At 70.2% G+C, this 25431-nt stretch carries 22 protein-coding genes; 8 read left to right on the top strand and 14 right to left on the bottom strand.

Annotation, left to right across the window (positions count from 1 at the left end):
* Window positions 1-294, bottom strand: coding sequence for a DUF7882 family protein (locus V6S02_RS13825; protein ID WP_124292375.1), 294 nt, complete (start codon window positions 292-294; stop codon window positions 1-3).
* A gap of 48 nt (window positions 295-342) precedes the next feature.
* Here V6S02_RS13825 and V6S02_RS13820 point away from each other — a divergent pair, with 48 nt between their 5' ends.
* Window positions 343-612 carry a hypothetical protein gene (locus V6S02_RS13820; protein WP_336401308.1) on the top strand — a complete coding sequence of 90 codons (270 nt, stop codon included), beginning with the start codon at window positions 343-345 and terminating at the stop codon, window positions 610-612.
* Between the two features lie 60 nt (window positions 613-672).
* Here V6S02_RS13820 and V6S02_RS13815 read toward each other — a convergent pair whose 3' ends face one another.
* Window positions 673-1443: an EAL domain-containing protein gene (locus V6S02_RS13815; protein ID WP_336401307.1), complete on the bottom strand. Its 771-nt coding sequence runs from the start codon at window positions 1441-1443 to the stop codon at window positions 673-675.
* Window positions 1444-1577: 134 nt separating this feature from the next.
* Here V6S02_RS13815 and V6S02_RS13810 point away from each other — a divergent pair, with 134 nt between their 5' ends.
* A complete protein-coding gene (locus tag V6S02_RS13810) occupies window positions 1578-1877 on the top strand; it encodes a DUF7882 family protein (RefSeq protein ID WP_124292373.1) in 300 nt (99 codons plus the stop codon).
* 6 nt (window positions 1878-1883) lie between these two features.
* Here V6S02_RS13810 and V6S02_RS13805 read toward each other — a convergent pair whose 3' ends face one another.
* Window positions 1884-2444, bottom strand: coding sequence for an acyl-CoA thioesterase (locus V6S02_RS13805; RefSeq protein WP_336401306.1), 561 nt, complete (start codon window positions 2442-2444; stop codon window positions 1884-1886).
* Window positions 2445-2562: 118 nt separating this feature from the next.
* On the opposite strand from V6S02_RS13805, the gene V6S02_RS13800 reads away from it, so the two are divergent.
* Window positions 2563-3069 (top strand): GNAT family N-acetyltransferase, encoded by a 507-nt coding sequence (locus V6S02_RS13800; protein ID WP_124292371.1) that lies wholly within the window; start codon window positions 2563-2565, stop codon window positions 3067-3069.
* A 7-nt stretch (window positions 3070-3076) separates the two neighbouring features.
* Entirely contained in the window at window positions 3077-3910 is an 834-nt protein-coding gene (cofE, locus tag V6S02_RS13795; protein WP_124292370.1) for a coenzyme F420-0:L-glutamate ligase, read from the top strand.
* Here the strand turns inward: cofE and V6S02_RS13790 are convergent.
* The 6 genes from V6S02_RS13790 to V6S02_RS13765 all read right to left on the bottom strand — a co-directional run bounded on the left by V6S02_RS13790 (window position 3886) and on the right by V6S02_RS13765 (window position 10403).
* Complete coding sequence (locus tag V6S02_RS13790; protein WP_336401305.1) at window positions 3886-4773, bottom strand: DUF4097 family beta strand repeat-containing protein; 888 nt, start codon at window positions 4771-4773, stop codon at window positions 3886-3888. The genes cofE and V6S02_RS13790 overlap by 25 nt on opposite strands.
* Entirely contained in the window at window positions 4770-5477 is a 708-nt protein-coding gene (locus tag V6S02_RS13785; RefSeq protein WP_336401304.1) for a response regulator transcription factor, read from the bottom strand. The genes V6S02_RS13790 and V6S02_RS13785 overlap by 4 nt, the downstream gene beginning before the upstream one ends.
* Complete coding sequence (locus V6S02_RS13780; protein WP_336401303.1) at window positions 5465-6796, bottom strand: sensor histidine kinase; 1332 nt, start codon at window positions 6794-6796, stop codon at window positions 5465-5467. The genes V6S02_RS13785 and V6S02_RS13780 overlap by 13 nt, the downstream gene beginning before the upstream one ends.
* 93 nt (window positions 6797-6889) lie before the next feature.
* A complete protein-coding gene (locus tag V6S02_RS13775) occupies window positions 6890-8248 on the bottom strand; it encodes a cytochrome b/b6 domain-containing protein (protein WP_336401302.1) in 1359 nt (452 codons plus the stop codon).
* Between the two features lie 393 nt (window positions 8249-8641).
* Window positions 8642-9619, bottom strand: a complete 978-nt coding sequence (locus V6S02_RS13770; RefSeq protein ID WP_336401301.1) for an electron transfer flavoprotein subunit alpha/FixB family protein — start codon at window positions 9617-9619, stop codon at window positions 8642-8644.
* Window positions 9620-9626: 7 nt separating this feature from the next.
* Complete coding sequence (locus tag V6S02_RS13765; RefSeq protein WP_124292364.1) at window positions 9627-10403, bottom strand: electron transfer flavoprotein subunit beta/FixA family protein; 777 nt, start codon at window positions 10401-10403, stop codon at window positions 9627-9629.
* 102 nt (window positions 10404-10505) lie between these two features.
* On the opposite strand from V6S02_RS13765, the gene V6S02_RS13760 reads away from it, so the two are divergent.
* Entirely contained in the window at window positions 10506-11036 is a 531-nt protein-coding gene (locus V6S02_RS13760; RefSeq protein WP_336401300.1) for a MarR family winged helix-turn-helix transcriptional regulator, read from the top strand.
* Between the two features lies 1 nt (window position 11037).
* Here V6S02_RS13760 and V6S02_RS13755 read toward each other — a convergent pair whose 3' ends face one another.
* The 3 genes from V6S02_RS13755 to V6S02_RS13745 are packed head-to-tail and all read right to left on the bottom strand — an operon-like array spanning window position 11038 to window position 13846.
* A complete protein-coding gene (locus V6S02_RS13755; protein WP_336401299.1) occupies window positions 11038-11814 on the bottom strand; it encodes an enoyl-CoA hydratase-related protein in 777 nt (258 codons plus the stop codon).
* Window positions 11811-12719: a 3-hydroxyisobutyrate dehydrogenase gene (gene mmsB, locus V6S02_RS13750; RefSeq protein ID WP_336401298.1), complete on the bottom strand. Its 909-nt coding sequence runs from the start codon at window positions 12717-12719 to the stop codon at window positions 11811-11813. Before mmsB ends, V6S02_RS13755 begins: the two co-directional genes overlap by 4 nt.
* Entirely contained in the window at window positions 12716-13846 is a 1131-nt protein-coding gene (locus V6S02_RS13745) for an acyl-CoA dehydrogenase family protein (RefSeq protein ID WP_336401297.1), read from the bottom strand. The genes mmsB and V6S02_RS13745 overlap by 4 nt, the downstream gene beginning before the upstream one ends.
* Before the next feature lie 232 nt (window positions 13847-14078).
* Here V6S02_RS13745 and V6S02_RS13740 point away from each other — a divergent pair, with 232 nt between their 5' ends.
* Window positions 14079-17570, top strand: a complete 3492-nt coding sequence (locus tag V6S02_RS13740; RefSeq protein WP_336401296.1) for a choice-of-anchor I family protein — start codon at window positions 14079-14081, stop codon at window positions 17568-17570.
* A gap of 145 nt (window positions 17571-17715) precedes the next feature.
* Here V6S02_RS13740 and V6S02_RS13735 read toward each other — a convergent pair whose 3' ends face one another.
* On the bottom strand, window positions 17716-18333 hold the full coding sequence (locus tag V6S02_RS13735; RefSeq protein WP_336401295.1) for a hypothetical protein: 618 nt from the start codon (window positions 18331-18333) through the stop codon (window positions 17716-17718).
* A 456-nt stretch (window positions 18334-18789) separates the two neighbouring features.
* On the opposite strand from V6S02_RS13735, the gene V6S02_RS13730 reads away from it, so the two are divergent.
* A complete protein-coding gene (locus V6S02_RS13730) occupies window positions 18790-18924 on the top strand; it encodes a hypothetical protein (RefSeq protein WP_268815541.1) in 135 nt (44 codons plus the stop codon).
* A 25-nt stretch (window positions 18925-18949) separates the two neighbouring features.
* On the top strand, window positions 18950-19327 hold the full coding sequence (locus V6S02_RS13725; RefSeq protein WP_141939861.1) for a bleomycin resistance protein: 378 nt from the start codon (window positions 18950-18952) through the stop codon (window positions 19325-19327).
* A gap of 75 nt (window positions 19328-19402) precedes the next feature.
* On the opposite strand, the gene pulA is transcribed toward V6S02_RS13725, so the two are convergent.
* The gene (gene pulA / locus V6S02_RS13720; protein ID WP_336401294.1) at window positions 19403-25417 is read right to left on the bottom strand and encodes a pullulanase-type alpha-1,6-glucosidase; all 6015 of its coding nucleotides are present in this window, start codon (window positions 25415-25417) and stop codon (window positions 19403-19405) included.
* Window positions 25418-25431: the final 14 nt, after the last annotated feature.

Genomic DNA, 25431 nt, shown 5'->3' with positions numbered 1-25431 from the left:
TCAGGCGCCGGGTTCGGGCAGGAGCCGCAGACCACCGGGCGAGTTGGCCGAGTCGACGAGGTCCTGCAGCCAGGCCTTGTTGATCTCGGGCATGGGCCCGTCGTATTCGAAGCGGAGCGTGCTCGCGGGCGAGATCCACAGCGCCTGGCGCCGGTTGGTGTCGTCGTCGATCACGGCCAGCGACGTGCTCTCACGTCGGCGGAGCTTGGCCACGATCACGAGTTCGAGGTGCGCGAGCGTGCGGTCATCGATCGGAACGGCGACCGAAGGCGCGCCATAGTGCAAGGTACCCATCGTTGTCGATCCTACGTTCGTCGTGACGCGTTCCCGTACTCTGGTGCGATGGCCATCGTGAACCGACTCACCGTCGACGGGCGTGACTATTTCCTTCCCGACCCGGTCACCGAGCTCAAGGGCAAGATCCTCGACGCCATCAAGGCCGGGGGCGGGTATGTGAACATCCCGCCGCTGCGCGGAGGCCCGGGCATCGACATCCTCTTCTCCCCCGGCATGCCCGTCACCTGGACGCAGATCGACGTCCCGTCCGAGCAGGCCCACGGCAGCACCCACGACGACACCGACATGGTGATCGACGACTACAGCGGGATCTGACGGCCCCCGATCATCCGCTCGGTCGCTCGACGCCTCTTCTGGCGGGGTCGTCGCGACCGGTCAGGCCGACAGCAGAGCGGTCAGCTCCGACGCAGGCATCGGCTTACCCAGGAGGAACCCCTGGCCCCGGTCGCACCCCCGGCGACGCGCGCGCTCGAGGTCGTCGTGAGTCTCGATCCCCTCGGCCACGACGGACCATTCGTTCCGCCGCGCCTGCTCGACCGCGGCGGCGACCGCCTCATCCGCCTCGGCATCGGCCCGCTGGGTCAGTGACCGGTCGATCTTCACCTCGGTCAGCGGCAGCGCGTCGAGCATGGGGGTCGTGGTGTCGCCGGCGCCGAGGTCGTCGATCGAGAGGCCGAGGCCGGCTGCACGGGCACGCTCGAGCACCGCGAGCACGCGCGGCAGCAACTGCGGCGCGGGCGACTCGGTGATCTCGATCGTGAGACTGCCCGCCGACAGCCCGAGCTCGTCGACGCGCTGGGCGACGGTGTCGACCCACGCAGCCGAGAACTCCGACGGCGAAGCGTTCACCGACAGGCCCAGATCGTGACCGGCACGTTGCCATGCGGCGACCTGTCTGCCGGCGCGGGTGAGCACGGCGGCGCCGAGGTCGGCGATGATGCCGTGGGTCTCGGCGAGGGGGATGAAATGCACGGGCGAGATCGTGCCGAATCGAGGATGATGCCAGCGGCAGAGGGCTTCCACCGCGACGGGGCGATCCGGCTGACCGGAACCATCGAGGTCGAAGATGGGCTGGAACTCTATGGAGAGTCCGCCGGCGGGCACGGCCGCGCGCAACTCGGTGGCGAGGGTTGCACAGGGGTCCATGTCTCTCAGGGTCACAAGTATGCCCATTTCGAGCAACACCAGACAAACGGGCGCAACGTACCTATAATGCGACACGCACCCCGGATCATGCCGACCTGATCGCTGCGGCCCCGCGGCAGATTACGCTGGTCACGATGGGAACTCTGACCTACGACTCCAAACTGACCGTCGCGCTGGACGACCGTGTCCTGGCGCACCTGCAGGCCGTGGTCTGGTCGAAGCTCCGCCGTGGCGAGCAGTTCTCCTTCACCTGGACCGACCCCACCCGCAACGGAATGGGCCGCACCTCGGTGTGGCTGAGCCCGAACATCCCGGTGGCGTTCGAGTACTTCGGTAGCCGCACGCCCAAGCTCAACCCCGCGTGGCTGGACGCACTGTCCAAGTCGGCGAATTCACCGGGCGGGCTGACGATCGTCCCCGAACCGGAAGAGTAGACCGGGTCAGTTCCAGTCGCTGGGCGCCGGCTGACGGGTCGAGGGCAGAGCGGATGCCGCGGCCCAGTCGTGCACCCAGGGCTCGACGTCCGGCATCCCTTCGGGGCGACCGACCGCGGCGAACAGCTCCTCGTGGGGAAGGGTTCCGCCCGACCGCTTCAGCATCCGGATACGGATGATGGCCCTCGCGTAGATCTCACCGCGTACCAGCGCCCGGTGCTCGAGGTAGAGCGCGCGATCGTCGTGTCCCAGCATCCTGGTCTGGAGTTCGAAGCGCTGCCAGAGCTCCAGCGACTTGCGGAAGGTGACGGTCTCGCTCGAGACCACCCCGTACCACCCGTGCCTGCGCATCGCGTCGACCATCCCGGTGCGCACCAGCAGGTCCCAGCGACCGAGGTCGAACAGAGACAGGTACCGCCCGTTGTTCATGTGGCGCAGCACGTCGATGTCGGTCGGCAGGGTGGTCAGCCGGATGCGCCCGACGTCCTGGAAGGTCAACCACCCCTCACGACGGAGGCGCAGGCGCGCGAGGAGGTGGACGAGCAGGGTGCGCCAGAGGACGTTCACGGTCTCGGATCGTAGCCAGGAACGATGATTCCGCCGATTCGGTTGTGCAGGATCGACAGTTTTCCTGCGGCATCCCGCTCGATTTCGCGACGTCGGAACCCGCGCGTAGAGTCTGGCCATGGACGCTGAACTGCGAACGGATGTCGTGGTGCGGCCGGTGCGAGACGTCGATGCCGTCGCTCTCGGCCAGGTGCACGCCACATGCTGGCATGAGACCTACGACCAGGTGATCAGCAAGGCGGCGCTGGAGAAGATCTCCCCCCGCCGGCTGGCCGAACTGTGGACCCACTGGGCGGTCCAGGGACCCGAGTTCAAGATGAGCGCGGCCCTGGTCGACGGCGAGATCGTCGGGTTCGTCGGCTCGGGACCGGCCCGCGACAAAGATGCGCCCCGCAACCGCGAGCTGTACTTCATCTACCTTCTCGATGCGTATCACGGGAAGGGGATCGGACAGAAGCTCTTCGACGCCGCGGTCGAGAACGGTGAGCCCCTGTACCTCTGGGTCGCCGAAGACAACCCTCGTGCGCACCGCTTCTACGAGCGCAACGGCTTCAGCCTCGACGGCGCCTCGCACACCGAGCCCTTCCTCGGCGAGACGCTCACCGAGGTCCGGTTCGTCCGCTGAACCCGCCGTGCTGAGCGTCTGGGCGCTGGAGGGCATCCCCGAGATCACCACGGGTGACGATCTCATCGCGGTGATCGGCACCGCTGCGGCCGACACCCTGCAGGATGGCGACATCGTCGTGGTCACCTCGAAGGTCGTGTCCAAGGCCGAGGGCCGGTTCGTCCAGGCAGACGATCGCGAGGACGCCATCACCGCGGAGTCGGTGCGGGTGGTCGCGCGGCGCGAAGGTCCGAGCGGACACGTGACCCGCATCGTCGAGAATCGTCTCGGCATCATCGCCGCCGCGGCCGGGGTGGATGCGTCCAACACCCCCGAGGGGACGGTGCTGCTTCTGCCCGAAGACCCCGACCGGTCCGCCCGGGCACTCGCGGCGGGCTTGCGCGCACGCCTGGGCGTGCGCGTGGGTGTGCTCATCTCCGACACGCTCGGACGCGCATGGCGCGAAGGTCAGACCGATCACGCCATCGGCGCCGGCGGAGTGGCCGTCTTCGAAGACCTCAGAGGGACGACCGATGCCGAGGGCCGGCCCCTCGCCGTGACGATGCCGTGCGTCGCCGACGAACTGTGCGCCGCCGCGGATCTGGTGAAGGGGAAGGTCGGACGCCGACCCGTCGCCGTCGTCCGCGGCCGTGGCGACCTGGTCGGAGACCTCGATCTCCCCGGTGCGCGGTCGATCGTGCGGCCGTGGGAGCGCGACATGTTCCGCCTCGGCGCCGACGAAGCCTACGCCGAGGGGTTCGCCGCCGGCCGTGCCGGTCAGGAACCCCTCGGCGGTCCCGGTGAGCCCGGGGTCGACGGTGCGGAGGCGGAGGATGCTCAGCCGGCGCGCAGCTCCACCTGACCGGCGGTGACGCTGACCTCGACGGTGCTGCGGGCGCCCGGGGTCGAGCCGAGGCCGTTATCGAAGTCGCCTGCGGAGACCTCGGAGGTGATGTCGTACTCGCCTTCGGGCACGGTCGCGGTCACCCGTCCCGCGCTGACGTCGAACGTCATCTGGCCCGGCTGCGTACCGGTGAGGACGAGGTCCATGTCGCCCGCGCTGACCGTGACGTCCGCTTCGGCGACATCTGACAGCTCGAGGTCGGCCTGACCGGCCGACACCGTCGCGTCGACGGAACGGGCAGAGCCGGTGATGTCGATGCTGCCCGCGCCGAGGTCGAGGTCGAGCTCGCCGAAGTCACCGTCGACGACCCGGAGGTCGCCCGCGTTCATCGTCAGGTCGGCGTCGAGCCCCTCCAGGGTGTCGGGAAGGGTGAGCACCGCCTCCGACCGGTCACCGAACATCCATCCGCCCCACCATCGGTCAGGCGAGGACACCCGGATGGTGTCTTCGACGCGCTCGAGGCGCCATTGATCGGCGCCCCACCCGCGCGTCACCTCGAGGGTGGCCTCATCGACGTCGGCGAATTCGATCCTGAGGCTCCCGGCTCCCACCTCGGTCTCCACCTCGGTCACCCCGGTGGCGTCGACGGTGCTGTCGCTGGAGCTGCTCCCGCCGCCGCCACCGGTGACGGCAGCCGAAGCCGTCCCCACAGCGGCGGTGCCCAGGGTTCCGAGGATGACCAGGGCGCCGAAGGCGCCGACGAGGGTCGCGACCACGCGGGGCGCGGCGGAACGGGGCGCGTCCGGCCGGGTCGGGCGCTCGGACCCGGTCGGCGGAGTGGGCTGTTCCGGCTCCGGGGCCGGAGGAGGGACGGTACTCATCGGTTCGTTCCTGTCTGAAAGGGTCCGCTCTGCGGACGCGGTGTGGGGGCGGCGGGGCCGCCGTGTTCGAGATGGGCGAGGGCGGCGAGCACCCGGCGGTTGCCGGAGTCGTCGGGTTCGAGGTCGAGCTTCTGGAAGACCGCGGTGATGTGCTTCTCGACGCTCCCCTCACTGACGTGCAGCGTGCGGGCGATGGCCTGGTTCGATCGCCCTTCGGCGATGAGGGCCAGCACCGTGGATTCCCGGTCGGTGAGCCGCTGCATCCGCTCGTCCCGGCGACGTCGGGCCAGCAGCTGCGCGACGACCTCGGGGTCGAGGACGGTGGCGCCCTCGCCGATCCGGCCGACCGCGTCGAGGAACTCCCCGACATCGGCGACCCGGTCCTTCAGCAGATAGCCGAGGGCCCCGCCGCTCGCGGCGATGAGGTCGGCGGCGTAGCGCTCCTCCACGTACTGCGAGAGCACGAGCACCGGCAGCTGCGGCAGTCGCGCCCGCAGCGAGAGGGCCGCGCGGATGCCCTCGTCCGACCAGGTCGGCGGGAGCCGGACGTCGAGGATGCAGAGGTCGGGGGCCACCTCGTCCACCGTGTCGTCGAGGTGCTCGGCGTCGGGAAGGGCGGCAACGATCTCGTGGCCGGCGTCGGCGAGGAGACGGCTGAGGCCTTCGCGCAGGAGCGCGGAGTCTTCGCAGATCAGGACGCGCATGGGATGTTCACCTCCACCGAGGTGGGCCCGCCGATGGGGCTGTCCAGTCGCGCGGTGCCGCCGGCGGCCAGCACCCGGTTGATGATGCCGTCGATGCCGCCACCGGCGATCACCTGGGCACCACCGACGCCGTTGTCCTCGACCCGGGCCCACAGGGTGCGGGATCCGGTCTGCGGCTCGTCTCGGAGCCGGACGACCACACGGCACTCCGACGCACGGGCGTGTTTGGCGGCGTTGGTGAGAGCTTCGGCGATGGCGAAGTACGCCGCCGCCTCGGCATCTCGCGAGCAGCGCCCGTCCATCCGCACATCCAGCTGCACCGGCACCACCGATCGCGCCGCGAGGGCGGAAAGAGCGGCGTCGAGACCCCGGTCGTCGAGGACCGACGTGTGGATGCCGCGGGCGAGCTGCCGGAGCTCGGTGATGGCGGCCTTCGTGGAGGTGTGCGCCTCGGCGATGAGCTCTTTCGCGGCGGCCGGGTCGGTGTCGAGCTTCTGCTGGGCGAGGCCCAGCGTCATCCCGACCGAGACCAGCCGCGGCTGGACGCCGTCGTGGAGGTCGCGTTCGATGCGGGTGCGCTCGACGTCGGCGGCGCGGACCGCGCCGACCCGCTGCGCGTTGGAGGTCCGGGCCTCCTCGGCCAGCTGTGCTTCGCGGGAGGGCACCATGATCGCCCGGGCGAGCACGCCGTGCAGGATCGCGAGGCCGACGATGCCGGCCGCGGCCAGGACGACGACGAGGATGCCGGCGACGACCGCCCAGCCGCTCGCGACGACGAAACCCGTTCCGAAGAGCCGGAGGACGCCGTCGTCGGCGAAGAGCGGGCTGAAGGTGAAGACGATGCCGCTCGAGATCGCCTGGAAGAGGAAGAGGGTGATCCCGCCGAGGAGGGTGGCCACGGCGAGGTTCGCGATGGCCCGCCACATGCCGGGATCGATCGTCTGCTGGCCCAGGGAGCGGATCCAGCCGCCGAAGCCGGGCCTGCCGCTGCGGCGCAGCCGTCTCGGGGTGAGACCGAAGTGGTAGAGCCCGTCGATGCGGGCGGTTTCGAGCCAGCCGAGCGCGAACAGCACGTAGACGAGGCCCACGAGGAAGAGCAGCCCGATGCCGATCACGAGGAGGAAGCCGAGACCGAGGCCGAGGAGCGAGAAGAGGAATCCGAAGAGCGCGGAGCCGATGACGCCGAGCGCCGCGAGGTGGGCGATGGCGAAGGCGATGCGAGAGGGCGAGGCGATCTGCGATTTCACCTTCGCGGGGCGCGCCGGCGCGGGGCTGGGTGCCTCACGCGGCGCGGCGGGGGTGAGAGGTGCTGTGGTCATGACACCCACGGTAGAACTGCGGCCCGTTCGGCGCGCCCGAGGCATCCGGACTCTTCACCGGGGGTTATCCCCCGGTGCGGTGATCCCGCCCGCTCACCGGCTCTTCACCGTGCCGAACAGGCGGGCGATCGGCGCGACGACGAGGGGCCGGGCGGCGACCCACCCCGCGACGATGATGCCGAGCGACAGGGTGAAGATGAGGAGCCCCGCCCAGTTGTCGGCATAGGCGTTCGGGTCGACCGAGCCCTGGGCGGCATACATGTGGTTGAGGTTGCGAAGAGCGCCGGTGGCGAAGACGAGCGTCACGTGGAAGATGATGAAGACCACGAAGTAGAGCATCACCGGGAAGTGCACCTTGCGCGCCCATTCCACCGGGTAAAGCCGGTTCAGGCGCGCGGCGTCCTTCGGCCAGAAGCCGCTCATGCGCACTCCGGTGATGATCGCCAGCGGCGCTGCGATGAACACCGTGGCGAAGTACGCCAGCTGCTGCAGGGAGTTGTAGTTGACCCAGCCGTTCTCGGTCGGCCAGTCGAGCGAGAGGTACTGCAGGCCCGCGCTGACGGCGTTGGGGATGACCTCCCAGCTCGTCGGCACGATGCGCACCCACTGACCGGTGGTGAAGAGCAGGACGACGTAGATGATGCCGTTGGCCACCCACAGCACGTCGAGCGCCTGATGCAGCCACAGGTTGAGGCTGATCTTGCGGCGCTTGTTGCCCTTCGGGCTCCAGAACACCGTCGGCCGCTTCTCGGTGCGCACCTGGAGCCCGGTGCGGATGATCAGCACCATCAGGAAGACGTTGAAGAAGTGCTGCCAGCCGAGCCAGGCGGGAATGCCGACCGGTGCCCACTCGGGAAGGTGGTACTCACCCGGGAACTGCTCCACGAACCCCTGCAGGGGCGGGATGCTCAGGAGGAACCGCACGATCACGACGACGAGTCCCGCCGCGACGAGCAGCGTGAAGCCGCCGACGGCGGCGACCCCCGCCCACTGGAGCGGGGTGTACGGACCGATGCGGCGGGGCTCGGCAGGCGGGGCAAGACGAACGGATGCCGCGGCACCGGGGAACACGGTCGGGGTGAACGGCAACGGGGCGCGGGGGCCCGCGGGCGCGGACGCGACGGCGATATCCGCCGATGCGGGGGGAGCGGTCGCAGCGGGGACGCGAGCGTCACCGTCGCGAGCCGTCGATTCCTGCTGCCCCGATGGCGCGGGAGCCGCCGATTCTGCCGGGTCGGCGACGAGGGTGGCAGCACGCGCCGACGCATCGGCTGGCGGCGCTGCGGCAGCACGAGGGCGCGGCGTGAAATCAGCCGGCGGCCACGGGTTACCGCCCGCGACCCGAGGAAGCCCGCGTCGGACCCTCTCTCCCCCGCGAGCCGTCGATTCCTGCGGGGTGGATGCCGCGGGGGCGACGTTTTCTGACGGGTCGGCGGGTGTTTCGCGGGTCACCGCTCGCTCCGCGCCCGCTCGCGCGCCCGCCCGGCCGGCCGCGGGCGCGGCCGCGGGCTTGGGCGTTGCCTCGTCGGTCTGCGGCCGCGGGGCGCCTCCGGGCGTGGCCGCAGCCGGTGGCCACGGCTCACCGCCGACGACCCGAGGCAGACCCTGTCGCATCCGCCTGGGCTCGCGATCCGTCGATTTCTGCTGCCCGGATGCCGCGGGAGCGACGTTTTCTGACGGGTGGGCGGGCGTTTCGACCCGCTGCGCTCGCTGTTCAGTCTGCGGGGCCTCAACTGCCGGCCGCTCCTCAACGACCGGGGGCACCTCACCCGGCGGAGGCCAGGGGTTGCCGCCGGCGACCCGGGGCAGGCCACGACGCATGGTCCGCGCGAACGTCGCCATCCGTTACGCCTTCTTCTTCGCCTCGAGCGCCTCGATTAGCTGCGGCACGACGGTGAAGAGGTCACCCACGACACCGAAATCGGCGATCCCGAAGATCGGCGCGTCGCCGTCCCTGTTGATCGCGACGATCGTCTTGGCCGTCTGCATGCCCGCCTTGTGCTGAATCGCACCCGAGATGCCGAGAGCGACATACAGCTGCGGCGACACCGAGACACCGGTCTGCCCGACCTGATACGACTGGGGAACATAGCCGGCGTCGACGGCCGCCCGTGAGGCCCCCACGGCGGCGCCGAGCACGTCGGCCAGCTGCTCCACGAGCGCGAACTTCTCAGCCGATCCGAGTCCCCGGCCCCCCGAGACGACCTTCGTCGCTCCTCGGAGCTCCGGCCGGCTCGACGTCGCGACGGCCTCCACGACCGAGAGGACGGATGCCGCGCGCCGGCCCGACCCCGATACGGTCAGCGTTTCCACGACCGGCGCCGCCACCGCCTCGGCGCGCGCCTCGATGGCGCCCTGCCGCACGGTGATGACCGGCGCACCCCAGGTGACCGCCGCGTCGACGTTGTAGGCCGCCCCGAAGACGGAGTGGTGCGCGACGATGCCTTCGGCGTCGCGGGAGACGCCCACCGCGTCAGCGCACAGACCCGAGCGGGAGCGTGCGGCGAAGCGTCCGGCCACCTCGCGGCCTTCGACCGAGTGCGAGATCAGCACGGCATCGGGCCGCACCTCGGCCACGGCGGCGTCGAGCGCATCGACGACCGGAACCGAGAGGCCCTCTCCCGGGGCCGCGACGAGGACCGTGCCGGCGCCGAGCGCCGCGGCCGCCGCGGCGACCGCAGCGCCGTCGTCCGTCACCACGAGTGCCACCGGTGTCCCCACCGCAGCAGCCGCCCCGATGAGCCCCGCTGCGCTCTTGGCGAGCTCACCCGAGGGCATCACGTCCAGAAGGACCAGGATCGCGTCATCCGCGTATTCAGCCATCACGCCCTCACACCAGCCGGTTCTCAGCGAGGAAGTCGGCGAGCTTCTGCCCGGCGTCGCCCTCGTCGACGATCTTCACGCCCGCCTCGCGCGGCGGCCGCTCGGCCAGCGAGATGACGATCGAGCGAGCCGCCTCGGGATCGGCGGCGTCGAGGCCGAGGTCGGCGAGGCTGAGCGTCTCGAACGGCTTCTTTTTCGCGGCCATGATGCCCTTGAAATTGGGGAACCGCGCGTCGGGGAGCGCCTCGGTGATCGAGACCACCGCCGGCAGTTCGGCCCGCAGCCGCATCGAGCCGGCATCGCTGAGCCGGACACCCTCGACGGCGCCGTCGGAGATCTCGACCGACGTCAGATTCGTCGCGCTCGGCACATCCAGGATCTCGGCCACCATCGCCGGGATCATCCCGCCCGAGCCGTCGGTGGAGAGGTTGCCGGCGATCACGAGATCGAACCCGATCCGCTGGAGCGTCGCCGCGAGCACCTCAGCCGTCAGTCCCATGTCGGCGCCGAGAAGGTCGCCGTCGACCACGTGCACCGCCGACGCCGCCCCCATCGCAAGACCCTTTCGCACCGTCGCCGTCGACGCTTCCGACGCCATCGACAGCACGACCACCTCGGTGCCCTCATGCGCGTCGGCGTACGAAAGGCCCACCTCGAGGGCGCGTTCGCAGATCTCATCCAGCACTCGATCGCTGGCGTCGCGTTCGGCGAGCCCGGTCTCCAAGCTCAGCTTCCGATCGCCCCATGTGTCGGGTACCTCTTTGATCAGCACCACGATCTTCATGGAGCCTCCTTGTCCGTCTGATCGAGTCTATTGCCGCGGGTGCCGGCGGCAGCCGGGACTCGGGCTGGGATCCCGGTACCGTGGGAGCGGGAAGGAGTCGCCGTGGCCCGACGTCTGCCGGTCGATCCGATCGCCGAAGCGAAACGCCAGTGGCTCGCGCACGGCTGGACGGATGCCGCTGCCGGCATGACCGCCGTCACGTCGATCATGCGCGCCCAGCAGCTGATGCTCGCGCGGGTGGATGCGGCGCTCCGCCCGTTCCGCCTGACCTTCGCCCGGTACGAGCTGTTGACCCTCCTGAGCTTCAGCCGCGCCGGGCGCATGCCCATGGCGTCAGCCTCCGCCCGCTTGCAGGTGCATCCCACGAGCGTGACCAACACGGTCGACCGGCTGCAGGCCGACGGGTACGTCCGTCGCGAGCCGCACCCCGTCGATGGGCGGGCCACGCTCGTCGTCCTCACCGATGCCGGGCGCGACCTCGCCGAACGCGCCACGGCAGCCCTCAACGCCCAGGTCTTCTCCGAGCCGGGCCTGAGCGCCGAAGACACCGACGAGCTCGTCTCGATCATCGCCCGCATGCGCCGCGCGGCCGGCGATTTCGACGACCCGCGCCCGACCCCCGAACCGCTGTAGCTCACCGGTTCTGGAACTCCGCCGGACGCTTCTCGCGGAACGCGCGCATGCCTTCTTTCTGGTCGGCGGTGTCGAACAGCGCGGCGAACGCCTGCCGCTCGAAACGCAGTCCCTCGGCGAGCGAGGTCTCCTGGGCGGCATCCAGCGCCGCCTTCGCGGCGTACAGCGACGGCAGCGACTTCGACGCGATCGACTCGGCGAGCGCGGTCGTCTCCTCGAGGAGATCGGATGCCGGCACGACACGTGACACCAGCCCTGCGCGCTCCGCCTCGTCGGCGGTCATGTTCCGCCCCGACAGGATGAGCTCGGCGGCCTTGTAGGGCCCGACGGCGCGGACGAGGCGCTGCGTCGCGCCCATGCCGGGGATCACACCGAGGTTCACCTCGGGCTGGCCGAACACGGCGGTGTCGGCGGCGAGGATGATGTCGCACATCATCGCCAGCTCGCACCCGCCGCCGAGTGCGTAGCCCGAGACGGCCGCGATCACGGGGGTGCGCAGCGCCGCGAATCGCGCCCAGCCGCCGAAGTGATCGGTCATGAGCATCTCGAGGCCCGACTTCTCCTCCATCTCCTTGATGTCGGCACCGGCGGCGAAGGCCCGTTCCGAGCCGGTGACGACGATCGCACCGATGCGGTCATCGGCGTCCCACCGGGTCGTCACGTCGACGATCTCGCGCATCACCGTCGTGTTCAGGGCATTCAGCGCCTTCGGCCGGTTCAGCGTGATCCACCCGACCCGTCCGCGCGTCTCGGCCAGGATCGTCTCGTATTCGGTCATCCTCGTCCTCCAGGGTCGTCGCTTCCGGATCGGATCATCGTGATGATCCCGGAGAAATCCTGCCCGGCCCCGGCGCCGTCCGCGAATGCGCGGTACAGATCACGGGCGAGCAGTCCGACGCGGGCATCGACCCCCGTGTGAGCGATCGCGTCGGCGGCGAGTCCGAGGTCTTTGGCCATGAGGGCTCCGGCGAAGCCCGGCTGGTAGTCGCAGTTCGCCGGGCTCGTCGGCACCGGCCCCGGCACGGGGCAGTTCGTGGTGAGCGCCCAGCACTGACCCGACGCGTTCGACGCGACGTCGAACAGGGCCTGGTGACTGAGCCCCAGCCGCTCTCCGAGCACGAAGGCCTCGGCGACCACGATCTGCGAGGCGGCGAGGATCATGTTGTTGCAGACCTTCGCCGCCTGCCCGAGACCCGCGCCGCCGCAGTGCACCACTCGGCGACCCATGGCCGACAGCAGCGGTTCTCCCGCGGCGAAGTCCTCCTCACTTCCCCCGACCATGAACGCCAGGGTGGCGTTCTCGGCGCCGACGACCCCGCCCGAGACCGGCGCATCGAGCGCTCGGTGACCAGCCGCCTCGGCGCATCCGTGCGCGAGGCGGGCATCTTCGACCGAGATCGTGGAGCAGTCGATGAAGAGCGTGTCGGCGGGTGCTGCGGCGAGGAGTCCGCCCTCATAGGCGTCGATGACCTGACGCCCGGTCTGGAACATGGTGATGACGACGGATGCCTCGGCCACCGCCTCGTGCGGTGCGTCGACGACCGACAGGCCTGCCGTCGCCGCGCTCTCGCGCGCCGCGGTCGAGACATCGAATCCGATGACCTCGTGGCCCGCTGCGGCGAGGTTCCGCGCCATCGGGGCACCCATGTGGCCGAGTCCGAGGAAGGCGGTGCGCACCGTCATCCCCCCAGCAGTTCGCGGCCGATGATGACGCGCATGATCTCGTTGGTCCCCTCGAGGATCTGATGCACGCGCAGGTCGCGCACCACCTTCTCGATGCCGTAGTCGTGCAGGTAGCCGTAGCCGCCGTGCAGTTGGAGCGCGTCGTTGGCGACGCGGAATCCCACGTCGGTGGCGAATCGTTTGGCCATCGCGCACTGCATGGCGACATCGGGGTCGTGCCGGTCGAGCGCCAGCGCGGCATCCCGCACCATGGCACGCGCGGCACGCAGCTCGGTCGCCATGTCGGCGAGCGCGAAGACCACCGCCTGCTTCTCGGCGAGGGGCTCGCCGAATGTGAACCGCTCGTGGACGTAGCGGATCGCACGGTCGAGCGCCCATTGCGCACCGCCGAGGGAGCACGCGGCGATGTTGATGCGGCCACCGTTCAGCGCGGTCATGGCGATGCGGAAGCCGCGACCCTCCTCACCCAGGATGTTCGCGGCGGGAACGCGCACCTCGTCGAGAATGACCTGACGGGTGGGCTGGGCGTTCCAGCCCATCTTCTTCTCGTTCGGGCCGAACGACAGCCCCGGGGTGTCGCCGGGGACGAGGAACGCGGTGATCCCCTTGGCACCCGGCTCGCCCGTGCGCGCCATCACGACGTACACCGATGCCTCGCCGCCGCCGGAGATGAACTGCTTCACGCCGGTGAGGACGTAGTCATCACCCTGGCGGACGGCGCTGGTCGTGAGGGCTGCGGCATCGGAGCCGGCGCCGGGTTCGGTGAGGCAGTAGCCGCCGAAGTCGGTCATGGCCGTCAAACGCGGGAGCCACTCCTCACGCTGTGCGTCGGTGCCGAAGGTGTCGATCATCCACGCGACCATGTTGTGGATCGTGATGTACGCGGCGATCGAGGGGTCTGCGTGAGCGAGCTCCTCGACGATCGCCACCGCGTCGACGCGCGCAAGGGCGGTGCCCCCGACGTCCTCCGCGACGTACAGTCCGCCCAGGCCCAGCTCGCCGGCACGGGCGAGGACGTCTCGCGGGAAAATCTTCTTCTCGTCCCACTCCAGCGCATAGGGGGCGATCTCGGTCGCGGCGAAGTCGCGCACCGCCTCGAGGATGGCGGCACGATCCTCCTCAGTCATGGCGACCGGCTGCGGCCGCGATGGCGTTTCGCTTGCGTGGGGGGTGATCGTTTGCGACATCCGTCCGCTCCTTCCGTGCCGTCCTTGGCACGTTGATCATTTTAGATGGACATCCATGTATTTACGAGGTCTCCGGAGTATCAGTTCGTTTCCGGCTGGTTCACCCATTCGAAACGTGCCCTGGCTAGACACGAGAAGCGTGCGCCCCGGCACGCCCGACCTGAGGACATTCATGCCTTCATCTCATCGACGCGCCGCGGCCGGCTTGACCGCGGCGGCCGTCGCCTGTTCCCTGGCGCTCGCGCCGGGCGCGGCGTTCGGCGCCATCGTCACCGACCCGATCACCACCTCCGCCGACGACGCAGCGCTGTCGCTGACGCCGCTCGGCTCGTTCGAAACCGGCGTCTTCGACGAGGGCGCCGCCGAGATCGTCGCCGCCTACGGCGACCGCCTCTTCGTGGTCAACGCGCAGGCGGCGACCGTGGACGTGCTCGACTACTCCGACCCGACCGCGATCACCAAGGCGTTCGAGATCGCCGGGACCGGCGTGGCGAACTCCGTCGCCGTCCGCGAGGACGGGCTCGGTGTCATCGCCCTCGAAGCGCCGGTGAAGACCGACGCCGGGTCGCTGCTCTTCTTCGACGCGAACGCGGCGGATGCTGCGTCGGCGACGCTCGGCTCGGTGACCGTCGGGGCGCTGCCCGACATGGTGACCATCTCTGCCGACGGGCAGTACGCCGTGGCAGCCAACGAGGGTGAGCCCTCCGACGACTTCACCGTCGACCCCGAGGGGTCGATCAGCGTGGTGAGCCTCCCCGACACGCTGACCGCGCCGACGGCCGACGACGTCGCGACCGCCGACTTCCGCGACTTCGAGGAGGGCGGGTCGCTGCCCCTCCCCGAGGGTGTGCGCGTGTTCGGGCCGAACCCGGCGGGCGACCTGCCGGTGAGCCGCAACCTCGAGCCCGAGTACATCACCGTCGACGGCACCACCGCGTACGTCACGCTGCAGGAGGCGAACTCGCTCGCCGTCGTCGACCTCGCGTCGGCGACCGTGGCGGCGATCGTGCCGCTGGGCACCAAGGACCACGGCGTCGACGGCGCGGGCCTGGACGCCAGCGACCGCGACGGCGCCGCCGACGGCCCCGCCGTCAACATCGACACCTACCCCGGCCTGAACGGCATGTACATGCCCGACGCCATCGACTCGTACACCGCCGGTGGCGCGACCTACCTCGTCACCGCGAACGAGGGGGATGTGCGCGAGTGGGGTGACTACATCGACGAGTCGCGCGTGGCGAACCTCGCCGCCGACGGATACGGCCCCGTGTGCGCCGACAGCCCGCTCGCTTCGCTGACCGGAACGGCCGACCTCGGTCGCCTGGCCGTGTCGAAGGAAGACGGCTTCAACGAGACCGACGGATGCTACGAGGAGCTCTTCTCCTACGGCGCGCGCTCGTTCTCGATCTGGAACACCGCCGGCGAGCTGGTCTGGGACTCGGGTGACGCCTTCGAGCGCATCACCGCCGAGCTTGTTCCCGCGAACTTCAACTCCGACCACGGCGCGTCCGAGTTCGACACGCGCAGTGACGCCAAGGGCCCCGAGCCCGAGAGCGTCACGGTCGGCGAGATCGACGGCGTGCCCTACGCGTTCGTCGGCCTCGAGCGCGTCGGCGGCATCATGGTCTTCGATCTGAGCAGCCCCGCGGATGCCTCGTTCGTCACCTACCTCAACAACCGCGATTTCTCGGTGTCGGGTGAGGACGCGACGGATTCCGCAGGCCTCGCCGCCGCGGGCGATCTCGGCCCCGAGGGCATCGCCTTCGTCGCCGCCGAGGACTCCCCCACCGGCGCTCCGCTCCTCGCGGTCGGCAACGAGGTCTCGGGGACGACCACCGTCTACTCGGTGGACTCGACCCTCGACACCACGACCGACGTGCAGGTGCTGACGATCAACGACTTCCACGGTCGCATCGAGCCGAACTCCGGCAACGGCGAGGCCGGCGCCGCGGTGATCGCGGGTGCGGTGTCGCAGTTCGAGTCGGAGAACCCCAACACGCTGTTCGTCTCGTCGGGCGACATGATCGGCGCGTCGACGTTCACGTCGTTCATCCAGCAGGACAACCCCACGATCGACGCACTGGTCGAGGCGGGCCTCGACCTGGGAGCCGTGGGCAACCACGAGTTCGACGCCGGCTTCGCCGATCTGGTCGACCGCGTCATACCTCGCTACGGCCAGGGCGACGAGGTCGCCGGGGCTCCGTACGCTCTGGGCGCGAACGTGTACCTCGCGGGGACCGATGAGCCCGCGCTGCAGGAGTACGTCGTCGAGGAGGTCGACGGCGTGCGGGTGGCCTTCATCGGCACCGTCACCGCCGACACCGCGACCCTCGTGAGCCCCGCGGGCATCACCGAGATCGAGTTCGGCGATCAGCTCGAGGCGGCCAACCGCGTCGCGGCCGAGATCACCGAGACGGATGCCGCCGACGTGATCGTGCTGCTCACCCACGACGGGGCACCGACCGAGGACTGCGCGACCATCGCTCAGGGCGACAGCGATTACGCCGCGCTCGTGAACGGCGCATCGGCGGAGATCGACGCGATCGTGTCGGGTCACACCCATCAGCCGTATGCCTGCGAGGTGCCGGTGAACGGTGTCGCCGGAACGGAGCGCCCGGTCATCCAGGCGAACCAGTACGGAACGATGCTCGGCAAGCTCGACATCTCCGTGGACACCACCTCCGGCGAGCTCGTCTCGATCGGCGGGTCGCTGGTGCCCCTGGTCGGCGAGGATGACGCGCCGCTGTTCGCCGCCGATCCCGAGGTCGAGGCGATCGTCGCCGACGCCGTCGAGGTCGCCGACGAGCTCGGCAGCGTCGAGGTCGGGTCGATCACGGGCGACATCGTCCGGGGCGGCACCCCTCCGGGTGACGACCGCGGCGTCGAGTCGTCGCTCGGCAACCTCGTGGCCGACATGTACCTGTGGGCGACGTCGAACGAGTCGTACGCGGGCACGCCTGCGCAGATCGCGCTGATGAACCCGGGTGGCCTCCGCGCCGACCTGCTGTTCGGCGAGGACGGCACGGTCACCTACCGCGACGTCGCCAACGTGCAGCCGTTCGCCAACACGCTCGTGACCCTGACTCTCACCGGTGCGCAGCTCGAGCAGGTGCTCGAGGAGCAGTGGCAGCCCGAAGGCTCGTCACGGCCGAAGCTGCACCTGGGTGTGTCGGAGGGCTTCTCCTACATCTACGACCCGAACGCCGCCGCCGGCTCGCGCATCCTGTCGATGTCGCTGAACGGTGAGGCGATCGGCGCCGACGACGAGCTGACCATCGTGACCAACTCGTTCCTCGCGGCCGGTGGAGACAACTTCTTCACCCTGGCCGAGGGCACGAACGTGGCCGACTCCGGTCAGGTCGACCTCGCGGCATCCGTGGCGTACTTCGAGGAGTTCGAGGTCGTCGAGCCGGCGCCGCTCGGCCGCGCGGTCGTTGGGGAGACCCCGGCACCCGGTGATGGAGACGGCGGATCGACCCCCGGCGCCGGGAACGGTTCGGGCTCGGGCACGGGCAGCGGTTCGGGCACGGGTTCGACCGCCGGTCAGCTCGGTGTCACCGGCGCGGAGCTGCCGCTCGGCGCCGCCCTGGGCGCGGCGCTGCTGCTGGTCGCGGGAGGCGTGCTGTTCGCCCTCCGCCGCCGCACCACCCCCGCCGGCGAGTAACCCACACAACGCAGGAGGGCCCTCGGACCACGGTCCGGGGGCCCTCCCGCGTCTCCGGCTTCCGGCTCTGGCTCGACGACCAGATCCGCCGCGAGCCGTCACGATCTGCGGGTGCGGCGCCCTCCGAGCCGCACTTCTTGACGGGTCACGAAGACCGAAAGACCTCGACGGTCGCGCCGCGACGTCGCGACCCCAGGATCACCGCCAGAACACCAAGCCCCACCGTCCCCGCGAGGAACGCGAGCGCTCCCAGGAGCAGGAAGACCCCGTTGATGCTGAGTACATCGGGCCCGAGGGCGACCGCGAGCGCCTGCGTGAGCGCCCAGGCCCCGACCTGGAACGCGAGTACCCACATCGGCGCCCACCGCCACGGGTCGGGCACGGTGCCAGCGCGCAGGATTGCGACCGCAGCGATGAGTCCCGCGGCTGTCGGGACGAGAATCGACGCGTAGCCGAGCACCGTCCACGCTGCTGCGGCATCCGGCTCCACCGCGCCGATTGCCGCGGCCGCGCCTTCGGCGATGAGAGGCCACAGCGCGAGGATGGCGACGGCGACGACACCGGTCGGTCGCCGGGCGACGACGCTGTCGGCTCGCGTCATCCCGACGGCCAGAAGAAGAGCGGATGCCGCGAACGCGACGTTCTGCAGGATCGCCAGAACGCCCGATCCTGCAAGGCCCGCAGAACCCGCACCGAGGAGCCCGAGAGCCCCGCTCAGGATGAGGCCGATGCCACCGATGATCCACGTCGTGCCGCGCCGCATGCGAGCAGGCTATCCCCGGCCACCGGGCGACGCGCGGCCCGCTCTCCCCGTCCCCCTCCCCGCGAGCCGTCACAAACGGCGGTCGCGACGCGCAACGGGCCGCACTTTTCGACGGGTCGCGGCGGGAGCGGGCCGCGCGAACCACGCCGGTTCCCGCGAGCCGTCAGAAACGGCGGGCGTGACCCGCGACGAGCCGCACTTTTCGACGGGTCGTGGCGGGAGCGAGCCGCGCGAACCACGCCGGTTCCCGCGAGCCGTCACAAACGGCGGTCGCGACGGGCAACGGGCCGCACTTTTCGACGGGTCGCGGCGGGAGCGAGCTGCGACGGGTCGTCGTGGGAGCGAGCCGCGGCGGGCCGTGACGGGCCGCGCGGGCGGCGAAGGTCATCCTCGCGAGGGACGGGGATACACCCCGGGGCCGATGCCGTCGCGGCATCCGATTCCTAGCGTCGAGGTATGAGTAAATCGACGGCCTTCCTGCTCTCCATCGGTGGCACGGTCCTCGTCATCGGACTGCTGCTGGCCACCCTTGCCACCGTGGCCGCGGCGGCGCTGCTGATCTTCGGCGGCCCGGTGCTCGACGGCTTCTGACGCGGGGCAGCGCTAGCCTGGCGTCGTGCGCGAGTCGGCCGTCCCCATCCTGCTCAGCCGCGATCTGCGGCGAACCCTGCGGTTCTACGAGGCGCTCGGCTTCGAAGATCGCGGATCACGGCCCCCCGAGGAGTGGCACTACCTGATCCTCGCGCGCGGCGACATCGCGCTTCACTTCTCGGAAGACCCCGAGCTCGACCCGCTGACCACGGCGAGCATGTGCTACCTCTACGTCGACGACGCCGAATCGCTGTACGAGCAGTGGCGAGCGCACGTCGTTCCCGACGCGGCGACCGGCCACCGCATCACGCCGCCCGCCACCACCGAGTACGGCCTGGTCGAGTTCGCGCTCGTCGACCCCGACGGCAATCTGGTTCGGGTCGGTTCGCCGCTTCCGGCGTAAGCCGATGTCGGGGTCGCGCAGGACATCTCGGGTGAGACCCTGCGCGACCCCGACGTGGTCCGCTGTGACGGGCGGTCAGCCGCGCCGCGCCGCCGCCCGACGAAGGATCACCATCAGCGCCCCTCCGAGAAGGAGGAGCACCGCCGCAATGGCGAGGCCGAACGGCAGCTCCGAACCGGTCACCCCCAGCACACCCGGGGCGGCCGAGTCTCCGCCGGTCGACGCGCCGTCGTCATCCGACCCGACACCCGAGCCTGCACCAGGCTGCTCGCCCGATCCGTCACCGGGGCCCTCACCGGATCCGTCGCCGGGACCCTCACCGGGCTCCTCGCCGGACCCGCCGTCGGCCTGGCCCTCGACCAGCACCGCCACGGAGCGCGCCGGCACGGTCAGGTCGCCGGTCGCGGCATCCCACGCTGTGGACTTCACGACCTCGTCGGTGCCGTCCGCGAGCGTCGGCGCGAGGGCGAACGAGCGCCCCTCGAGCTCGGGCAGCGTCTGCGAGACCGCGTCGGGCGAGACGTTGAAGACCACCAGCGCACCGCTCAGCTCGGGGTCGACATCCTCGCCGAGGAGGTCGTCGATGAGCATCACCAACAGGCCCGCAGGGGCCTCCGGGCCGCTGCCGGGGAACGACACCTTCTCCTGGATGAGAGCCGCCGATCCGAGGCGCAGCAGGTCGACATCCTCGCGCGTCCGCAGCAGATCCAGAGCGGATGCCTCGGCGGCGGTGATGTCGGCTGCAGCGGGCTTCAGGGCCGGATCCGCCAGCAGGGGGCTCATGATCGCCCACTTGTCCTCGTTGTCGGCCGCCCGCGGGAGACCCGAGCCGAAGGTCGACTCCTGCCCGGTCCAGTCGATGCGATTGAACCAGTCGCCGGAGTTGTAGCTGTTGCGGTCCAGCGACTTCGAGCGCAGCAGCTCGGTGCCGGCGTGCCAGAACGACGGCGTCTGGGCGAACGCGGTCGTCGCCAGCGACAGGGTGTTCATGCGCACCCGGTCGGCCATCGCCGTGTCGGCCGGAAGCTTGAGCACCGACAGGTCGTAGAGCGTCTCGTTGTCGTGCGCGTCGACGTAGGTGATGATCTCGTCGGGCTGCTCGGCGTAGCCGGCGGGCGACCCGCGGTAATCGAGTTCGTCGCCGGCCCTCACCGCACCGGTGTGATCGGTGAGCGTGAAGTCGCGGAGGTTCCCCGCGAGCCCGAGCTTGACCAGGTCGGTCTGCAGTCCGAGGTCGGCCAGCGCCTCCTCCGGCGTGCCGTTGATGGGCACCCCGTTGGGGTCGGTGCCGAGCCCGGTGCCGAAGCCCTGCTGCTGCACCGTCTCACCGGCCACAGGGCTGCCGCCGTGGACGGCGTCGCGCAGCCGGTCGCTGAAGGTGCCGATGCCGGTGCCGCCGAGCTGACCCTGCGTGGCCTGCTCGAACAGGGCGTTGTTCGCCACCTCGCCGAAGTTCCAGCCCTCGCCGTAGAGATAGATCGCCGAACCGTCGACGCCGTCCTCTTCGAGGGTCAGCTCGTCGAGCGCGGCGCGCACCGCGAGCATGTTGGCCTTGGAGTGGTGGCCCATGAGGTCGAAGCGGAATCCGTCGACCTTGTACTGCTTGGCCCACAGCACCACCGAGTCGACCATGAGCTTCTCGGCGAGCTCGTGCTCGGTCGCGACGTTCTGGCAGCAGGTGGAGGTCTCCACTCCCCCGGCGAGGTTCAGGCGGTGGTAGTAGCCCGGTACGACCTTGTCGAGCACCGACTTCTCGCCCTGACCCGACTGGGCGGTGTGGTTGAACACCTGGTCGAGCACGACCTGGAGCCCCATGCCGTGCAGCGCCCCGACCATCTCGCGGAACTCGTGCACGCGCGCGCCGCCCTCGGCGTCGACGGCGTACGAGCCCTCGGGCGTGGAGAAGTGGTACGGGTCGTAGCCCCAGTTGAAGCCGTCGGCGTCGGCGATCGCCTCGATGCAGGCCTGCTGCGCGGTGTCGGCGGGGCCGTACGAAGCCAGGTCGCAGTCGGGCTGCGCCTGCTGCGAACGGTCCTCCTCGATCGTGGCGATGTCGAAGGTCGGGAGCAGGTGCACGGTGTTGATGCCGGCGTCGGCGAGTTCGCGCAGCTGTGCGGTGCCCGCGCTGTCGCGCGTGAACGCCCGGTAGGTGCCGCGCTCCTCCTCGGGGACCGTGGTGTCACCGATCGAGAAGTCGCGGACGTGGAGCTCGTAGATCGCGCGGTCGACCGGGCGGTCGATGACCGGCGCCGGGGTCTCCTCCCACGCCTCGGGACGCCAGTCGTCGGCGGCGAGGTCCACGGCGACGGACGCGGTCGAGTTGAGCGTCAGGGCGACCGCGTAGGGGTCGGTGACCCGGTTGGTCTCGATCGCTCGGGTCGACGGGGCGTAGACGACGACCTCCCAGAGGTACTCCGCACCCGCGAGGGCGCTGCCGTCTTCGACGGTCCAGACCCCGGATGCCGCGTCCCACTCGGCGTCATGCCGCTCGGCGTCGGCCGGGTCTCCCCCGGCGTCCCAGGTCAGAAGGGTCGCGGACTGCGACGTCGGCGCCCAGAGGCGGAAGGTCGGCACGTCGCCGTCGAAGGTCACGCCGAGGTCGACGTCGGCGACCGCGCCGGCGTAGAGGTCGTCGAGCACACCGGGGATCTGCACACCCGTGAACGCGGCGACCGCGCCGTCGGCGCCCCGCTGCGACACCATCAGCTGCCCCTGGAGCAGCGCCGCGGCGTCGGCATCCGAGAGTTCGAGCGCGACGAAGTCGGCAAGCGCCGGGAACCGCGCCTGCTGATCCTCGGTCAGTCCTCCGTCGATCACGGTCAGATCGAACGCGTCGCCGCCGACGATCTCATCGTCTTCGAGAGCGAGGGATGCCGCGGGCGAGGCGTGCAGCTGCCAGGTCGCGTCAGCAGCGTCCGCACCGAGGTCGCTCGGCCAGGCGAGGGTGTTCTCGTCGATCCAGTGCGCACGGAGCTCACCGGTGCCCGCGAGCGGCGGGTTCGTCACCTCGATCTCGAGCAGGTGGGTGTCGAGGGTGTAGCGGAAGACGATGAGTTCGCCGTCAGCGGCGCTGAAGCTGTAGTTGCCGCCCCCGGGCGTGCCCCCGACGCCGTAGTTCTCATCCCAGCTCAGGCCGTGCGCGACCTTCGCCTCGTAGGCGCCGGCGGGGATCTGATCGGTCGTGAACTCGTAGACGCCGTCACCGTCGCCGTCGGCCATGAGGGTGGCGAGGCAGTCCGGCGCCCAGTCGCCGGCGCAGCCGAGCTCGTCCTGCATCGACCCGGGGACCGTCACGATCGGACCCTCGGCGGTGGACTGCACGATGTTCGAGCGCGGGTCGAAGTAGAACGTGATCGGACCACCGGCGTGCGTGATGGCGATGTTGGTCCCGTCGAGCACACCGTTCGCGCCGTAGTTGACGTCCCACGATCCGTTGAGGGCGACCTTGTACTCGTAGTCCCCTGCCGGAAGGTCGAAGGTGCCCTTCCAGATGCCATCGGCGCCGAGGGTGAGCTTCGCCGCCTCGCAGCCGGGGGCCCAGTCGCCCGCGCAACCCATCTCGGAGTTGAGGCTTCCGGGCACGGTCACCATGTCGATCGGCGACTCGGGAACCTCGGGCACCTCGAGCGTCACGGCGTTACCCACCGAAGCGTAGGTCGACGCCGCCGAACGCTGCCCCGCGGCGTCGACGCTGACCGCGCGATACTCCACCAGCGTGCCGGTCTGGAGGCCGCGGATGTCGTGAAAGACGCGGGGGTCGGTGTCCTCGGCCGTGCCGAGCGAGGTCCACTCGTCGGATCCGACGACCCGCCAGGCGAAGCTCGTCTCCTGCCAGGTCGCGTCGGCGACATCCGCTGCGATCGCCACCTGACCCGTCAGCGCCGCGCCCGGGGCGGGTGCAGACACCGAGATTTCCTGTGCGGCCTCGGGGGCGGTGACGGTCGCGTCGGCGCGATAGACCACTGCCGAGAGGGCGGGGACGGTGACCGACGCCGTCGAGGCGGCATCGGTCGTGAGGCCCTGGTCGGTGCCGTAGATCGGGGTGAACGAGGCATCCGCCGTCAACGTCGTCACCTCGACGGTCTTGTCGGCCGTGGTGTTGTTCAGGGCGACGAGGTACTCGGTCTTCTCGTCGCGGTCGACGCGTGAGAAGGCGTAGACACCCGCGCCGTTGTCGGCGTAGCGCTCGATCTGCGCCCCGGTCGACAGCGCCGGGTGGTCTTCTCGCAGCTGCGACAGCGCGGCGATGTGGGTGTAGACGGGGGCGTCGGTGTCGAAGCGGTCGACCGAGCCCGCGGTCTCGCCGGTGAGGAGCGTCTGCTCCTGGTACTCGGCGACCTGGCTGGCGAAGAGGCTCTGGCGGGCGCTCTTGTCGTTTCCGGGGTCGGCGCCGGCGAAGCCCTGCTCGTCGCCGTAGTAGACCACCGGCTGGCCGCGGCCGAAGAACATCAGCTCGTGGGCGAGGAGGTCGCGCGCCAGCGCGTCATCCGTGTTCTTCAGGAAGTATCCGACCCGGCCCATGTCGTGGTTGCCGAGGAAGGTCGGCAGCGCGGTCGCCGAGCTGTCGGGGGTGGTGTACCGGTCGTCGCCGGCGTACAGGCTCCGCAGACCCTTGGCGCTGTTGCCCGCGGCGAAGCTGATGGCCGACGACTGGAAGGCGAAGTCGAGCACGCTGTTCATGTCGGTGTCGCGGACGTAGGGCGAGAGCTTCACCGGGTCGGCGTCGTAGACCTCGCCGAACATGAAGAAGTCGGGCTTGCCCTGCGCGTGGGCGTAGTCGAGCACCTCGGTCGACCACGTCTCCCAGAACTCGAAGTTCACGTGCTTGGCGGTGTCGATGCGGAACCCGTCGATGCCGAGGTCGATCCAGTCCTGGTACACCGCGACGAAGCCGTTGACCACCGTGGGGTGCTCGGTCATCAGGTCGTCGAGGCCCGAGAAGTCGCCGTAGGTGACCGACTCTCCCGACCAGGTCGAGTCGCCGCGGTTGTGGTACAGCGTCGGGTCGTTCAGCCACTCGGGGGTCTTGGCGTTCTGATCGGCTTCGGCGATGACCGGGGTGTAGGGGAAGGATGTCGCGGGGTCGAGCTCGGGGAAGGTGTCGCCGCCGGCGTAGTCATCGGGGGTGAAGGCGTTGCCGGCCGCATCGAGGTAGGGCGAGGTCGCCTGGTCGATGTAGGAGTACTGGCCCTCGTCGTACGAGATCACGTCGGCGGTGTGGTTGGTGATGATGTCGAAGTAGACCTTGATGCCGCGGTCGTGGGCCTCGGCGATGAGGGCCTCGAGCTCTTCGTTGGTACCGAGGTGCGGGTCGATGCGGGTGAAGTCGGTGACCCAGTAGCCGTGGTACCCGGCGCTGGCGTTCTCGCCCTCGCCCTGCACCGGGCGGTTGGCGAAGCTCGGGGTCAGCCAGATCGCACTCGTTCCGAGACCTTCGATGTAGTCGAGGTTCGCGCGGAGACCGGCGATGTCGCCGCCGTGGAAGAAGCCCTTGTCGGTCGGGTCGAACCCGGTCGCGAGGCGGTCGCCCTCGAAGCCGCCGGTGTCGTTCGTCGGGTCGCCGTTGGCGAACCGGTCGGTCATGACGAAGTAGAACTGCTCGTCGCTGCCCGGCTGGCGTACCGGCGATGCGACCAGCGCGTCGTCCGCGCCGTCGTAGCCGCCACGGAGGCCGAGCGCTTCGAGACCCACTCGGTCGACGGTGTCGTCGAAAGTGAAGCGCAGGGTGGTGGGCCCGGCGATCGTGAGCGGGATGTTGTCGGCGCCGCCGTCGAGGCCGTAGGCCTCATCCCATGCGTCGTTGAGCGCGACCTTGTACTCGTAGGTGCCGGCGGGCACCTCGAACTCGGCCGCGTACACACCCTCGGTGTCGGTGAGGGCGAGCTCGGTGGCCGCGCAGTCGGGCTGCCAGTCATCGGAGCAGCCGAGCTCGGACTGCAGGGAGCCGACGAGGGCGACGGTGCGCGCATCGTCGGGCGGGGTCGCGGCGGTGGCCGCGGGGGTGAGCGCGACGCTCCCGCTGAGGACGAGCGCGGCGCCGGTGAAGGCAGCCAGAACGCGGCGGACACGGGAGGAGGTCGGCTTCGACACGGGGCTCCTGAAGG

The organism is Microbacterium sp. CCNWLW134, from assembly GCF_037083565.1.
GTDB lineage: Bacteria > Actinomycetota > Actinomycetes > Actinomycetales > Microbacteriaceae > Microbacterium.
This window is presented reverse-complemented; position numbering and strand designations above follow the sequence as displayed.